Source organism: Paenibacillus sp. 01T422 (genome assembly GCF_056398785.1).
This window is the reverse complement of the sequence record NZ_JBFTQB010000925.1, coordinates 1-4,277: the sequence shown is the minus strand read 5'-3', so window position 1 is coordinate 4,277 and position 4,277 is coordinate 1. Positions and strand designations below refer to the sequence as shown.

At 45.1% G+C, this 4,277-nt stretch carries 4 protein-coding genes; all 4 read left to right on the top strand.

The annotated features are described in order from the left end of the window. On the top strand, positions 1-815 hold an 815-nt coding region (locus AC1DUA_RS33520; protein ID WP_477503850.1), incomplete at its 5' end, for a sensor histidine kinase. Beyond that, positions 808-2,349, top strand: a complete 1,542-nt coding sequence (locus tag AC1DUA_RS33515; RefSeq protein WP_477503849.1) for a response regulator transcription factor — start codon at positions 808-810, stop codon at positions 2,347-2,349. The genes AC1DUA_RS33520 and AC1DUA_RS33515, both read left to right, overlap by 8 nt. 71 nt (positions 2,350-2,420) lie before the next feature. Next, entirely contained in the window at positions 2,421-4,121 is a 1,701-nt protein-coding gene (locus AC1DUA_RS33510) for an extracellular solute-binding protein (RefSeq protein ID WP_477503848.1), read from the top strand. Beyond that, a partial coding sequence (locus AC1DUA_RS33505) for a hypothetical protein (RefSeq protein WP_477503847.1) occupies positions 4,097-4,277 on the top strand: 181 nt, incomplete at its 3' end. The genes AC1DUA_RS33510 and AC1DUA_RS33505, both read left to right, overlap by 25 nt.

Below are 4,277 nucleotides of genomic sequence, written 5' to 3'. Positions count from 1 at the left end.
GGGTTAAAAATGAGCGCTTTGAACCTATTGACATGTATGAAGGCAAGGATGAAATTGGAGGATTATTGCGCAGCTTTWACCTAATGACGGTGAAAATCCGCAATCTCATTAACGATGTCTACAAGCTGGAGATCCAGAAGAAGGACTTGGAACTCGAAAGAGTACGAGCGGAGTTGAATTTTCTGCAGAGCCAGGTAGATCCACATTTCCTGTTTAATACACTCAACGCCATTCTTGTGGTATGCAAGAAACATCGATATGAGCATGTTACGGAGATTATTCGTAGTCTTTCGCAAATTTTGCGAAGGCTGCTCAGCTGGAAGGATGATCTGGTGACGATTGAAGAGGAGATTAGTTTTATTAACATGTATCTGCAGATCGAGAAATTCAGATTTCAGGATCGTTTTACCTATGATATGGATATCGATCCGAGGATACTTGCCTGCCGGATTCCCAAGATGAGCATCCAAACGCTAGTAGAGAATGCCTGCAAGCACGGGCTTCAATCGGTGAAGGGGGACCGGAGAATTCACATTTCAGCAGGGTTGGATGACCGCTATCTGATCATCAAGGTCAAAGATAACGGGATTGGGATGGACAACGCCAAACTGAATAGCATTCTCCAGAACTTGCATGTGGAAGAAGACGCAGGGAAAAACATAGGCCTCAGAAATGTGTATAAACGGCTGAATCTTTTTTACAAGGATCGTTCCTTATTTTTGATAGATAGCAAGGCGTATGAACAGACGACCGTTACAATCCTAATTCCTATTAGTCTAATCTTGTCACAGGAGGAGGTAGCCGAACATGTGTAAAGTATTGTTCGTCGATGATGAGCCGATTGCACTTGAAGGTATCCGGATGCTAGCTGATTGGGAAGGGCTGGGGTTCGAGGTATGTGGCATGTGCTCCGACGGGGAAGAAGCTTTGGGACTGATTATGGAATACCGACCTTCACTTGTCATTACAGATATTCGGATGTCTGTGATTGACGGACTGGAACTTATTCGTCAGGTGCAGCTGTTGTCGGAGACGTATAAGCCGATTTTCATCATCATGAGTGGCTATGGTGACTTCAAGTATGCGCAGTCCGCACTGCGATACGGTGTACGTCATTATCTGCTCAAACCTGTTATGGATGAAGAATGGGAAAGCACGCTGGGGGAAGTAATGGAGGAACTTGCGTCCCGACAACAGGAAATTAATCAAGAGGAAATGATAATCCATCAACTCCTTCCAATGATAATTGCTCCCATTCTCCGTGGAGAATTGGTAGAGCTAGATGAAAGCTTATCTAAGCAGATCGAAAAGTTGGATCAGGAAGCTGAAGGATGGAGGTGTATCCTGATAGAGGGGGTGAACAAAGAGGAATTGGCATCATGCAGTTCCTACGTTTTACCCAAACAAGCAATGCTGGTCGATCTGATGCCTGACCAAGTTTGTCTTGTGGTGGACTGTGCTGAAGATGTTCGGGGACTGGCTGGGAAGGTTTATGATGGGCTTCGACAGCAAGAAGTGGCAATATACGTATCAATTGGCCCTCCCGTTCGGTTTCTTCGGGAATTGAATGTATCCTATTCCGGAGCGGTAGAGGCATCTGTTCACCACTTTTTTTATGATGATGAGGGACTTGTCGATTACGAGACAGCCGATAGGTTGGAGTTTAGCTATAATCTTGGGATGATGGCGGCGTTGGAGGAAATGCTTGGCGCTGCGGAACGGCTACAGGAACAGGAGGCAGCCAATATTTTAAAACAAGTATTCGCTTTGTTCCAGAACGACAAGATTGCTCCGGAGATGGTGCGCATGCTGTGTGTACATGTGGTTCTGAAGAGTATGGATGTGCTGCAGGAGTTGGAAGTGGCATCTATGGATATGTGGCCAATGTTCCGCAATCTGTTGCAAACCGGAACTAAATCGTTGACGACCCTGGAGCAATCTGTGTGGAGTTATCTGACCGAATATATGCGAAGGTTGAGAGAACGGAGGGAATCCGGCTTAGGCCATCCACTGTATGGAATTGAACGCTATATTCAAGAAAATTATAAATTCCCGCTAACGATCAAAGAAATCGGAAAACGCTTTTATATGAATCCCGTTTATCTGGGCCATGCGTTCGTAAAGAAATATGGTGTTGGTATTATTGAATATATCCATGATCTTCGAATTAATGAGGCCAAGAAATTGCTGACGGAATCTGTTGCCACGATTCGCTCCATTGCAGAGGGAGTCGGTTACGTGCATTACCATCATTTCCTGAGAGAGTTTGAGAAGCGTGTAATGGAGAAACCGGTAGAGTACAGGGAAGCTGCTTACGATGTGAGAAAAAAGGGAAAAGAATGCGAGTAGTACCCTTTGATTTTCTAGGGCTGTGTACACAATGATTACGCTTACAAAACAACAAGATCTGGTAGCACAAAATGAAAGCGTTATCTGTTTCCTTACTCGCTATAACAACGCTCGTATCGGCATGCACCAGCCAGAACAATTCAACAAATACGGAACAGAAAGAAGCAGTGAGTACTGCAGGAAATACCGATGTGAAAAGTGCAAATATAGAACCGCTTGGCAAGTATGATCCTCCAATTGAGGTGTCGTTTGTCCGGAACCTCAGCGATGTTGTGGAAAATAACGTACTCGGTGTGCTTAAAGGCGAATCGTTTGAAGACAACCGCTGGACACGTCTATATAAGGAACAGCTCGGGATCACGATTAAAAACAATTGGGTTGTAAAGGGGAGCGATACGTCTGATCAGTATTTACAGAAACTGAATGTAACACTAGCCTCTGGCGATCTGCCTGATGTTATTCCTGTGAACGCGACGCAGTTAAAGCAATTAGCAGATGCCGGCCAAATTGAAGATATGACAGCTTTGTATGAGAAATATGCGGCTCCCCTAACCAAAGAGATCTTATCGCAAGAGGGGAAAAGCCCATTCGATGCGGCTACGATCGATGGTAAACTGATGGCGATCCCGCAGGTCGACTCCTCACTTGAACGTGCAATGTTTATCTGGATTCGTACGGATTGGCTTAACAAATTAGGTTTGCAACCGCCAAAGACGATGGCTGATGTACTAACCATTTCAAAAGCATTTGCCGAGAAGGACCCGGATGTCAACGGGAAAAAAGATACATTTGGCCTCGGTTTAAACAAAGCTTTATGGGGAGGAGCTATAGGGCTAGAAGGGTTCATGGCAGGGTATAAGGCTTATCCGAATATGTGGCTCACCGATGCATCCGGAAAGCTGGTGTTTGGCGGCGTTCAGCCGGAGGTTAAGAAAGCGCTTCAAACCCTTCAAAGTATGTTTAAGAATGGAGAAATTGATCAGGAATTTGGCATTAAAGATGGTGGTAAGGTATCTGAGCAAATAGCTGCTGGCAAGATCGGAATGGAGTATGGCGAGCAGTGGAATTCCATCTGGCCGCTTCAATTGAACCGTAACAACGACCCAAGTGCACAATGGCAGGCATTCCCGATCGTATCAGAATCCGGTGATACACCTAAAGTTCCTTTGAGGTTCAGTACAAGCAAGTTTTTTGCGGTTAAAAAGGGTTTCAAGCATCCTGAGGCGGTTATTAAGCTGTTTAATATGCATCTGGAGAAAAACTTTGGCAAAACGGCGGAGTTTGACAAATACTATGCACCGCCGGAAGCTGAAAGCGTATGGCAACTGTCGCCGGTAACCCCGAGCCCGGTAAAGAAAAATGTAGAGGCATTCAGAGCGATCGATGCGGCACGTAAAGCGAACAACTTCTCGACCCTGAAGGGGGAAGCCAAAACCATTCAAGAAAAAATAGAAGCTTTCAATTCGGGTTCAAAAGAAGGGTTTGCATTGTGGGGATGGGAACGCATATATGGTCCGGAAGGCTCTGAAGGGGTTGTTGATCAGTACGATAAAAATAATCAATTCCTGATGGATAAATTCGTAGGCGCACCTACGCCAACGATGGTTGAGCGGAAATCGACTTTAGAGAAACTGATGAATGAGACTTACACCAAAATTATTATGGGCGGCTCTGTAGATGAATTCGATAAGTTTGTGAAAGACTGGACGAAGCTAGGCGGCGAGCAAATTACGAAAGAAGTCAATGAATGGTATGCAGCAACGAAGAAGTAGATGCGGGCAGAGGACGGGTTAACCATCCTTCCTCTGCTTTTTATGCATTAAATAATGGAGGTTATTGTATGGGTATCGGGAAAATGTGGAGAGAGCTTCCGCTGCATCTGATGATGTTACCGGGATTAGTACTCATTGTGCTATTCTCATATGTCC

Coding starts and splice junctions, on each gene's coding strand:
- AC1DUA_RS33515 (WP_477503849.1), top strand. CDS start 808: ATGTGTAAAGTATTGTTCGTCGATGATGAGCCGATTGCACTTGAAGGT.
- AC1DUA_RS33510 (WP_477503848.1), top strand. CDS start 2,421: ATGAAAGCGTTATCTGTTTCCTTACTCGCTATAACAACGCTCGTATCG.